Genomic DNA, 238 nt, shown 5'->3' with positions numbered 1-238 from the left:
AGGCACCGGATATGGGCTCTAACTTCCTGCCGTTGATGATCTCTTTGGCGCTGCTGTTGTGGGTCGCTTACCGTATGGGGGTAATGAAGCCTAAGTCAAAATCCAAATCTCAGGATGATGCATAACACCCCGGCATAGAAAACAAAAAAGGCGCCTCAGGCGCCTTTTTTGTTTGTGCCGCTTGCGCACGGGATTATTTGCGCTCCAGCATCACCCCTGCTTCCATATGGTGGGTGTA

The 238-nt window shown here is 51.3% G+C and carries 1 protein-coding gene; it reads left to right on the top strand.

What is annotated here, in order from left to right; genetic code table 11:
* Positions 1-11 precede the first annotated feature (11 nt).
* Positions 12-125, top strand: coding sequence for a DUF1422 family protein (locus tag ACYP03_RS27865; protein ID WP_459782919.1), 114 nt, complete (start codon positions 12-14; stop codon positions 123-125).
* Positions 126-238 lie beyond the last annotated feature (113 nt).

The sequence above is a fragment of the Photobacterium sp. R1 genome, from assembly GCF_054600795.1.
The sequence above is the reverse complement of the archived record's forward strand: the minus strand, read 5'-3'. Positions and strand labels throughout refer to the sequence as shown.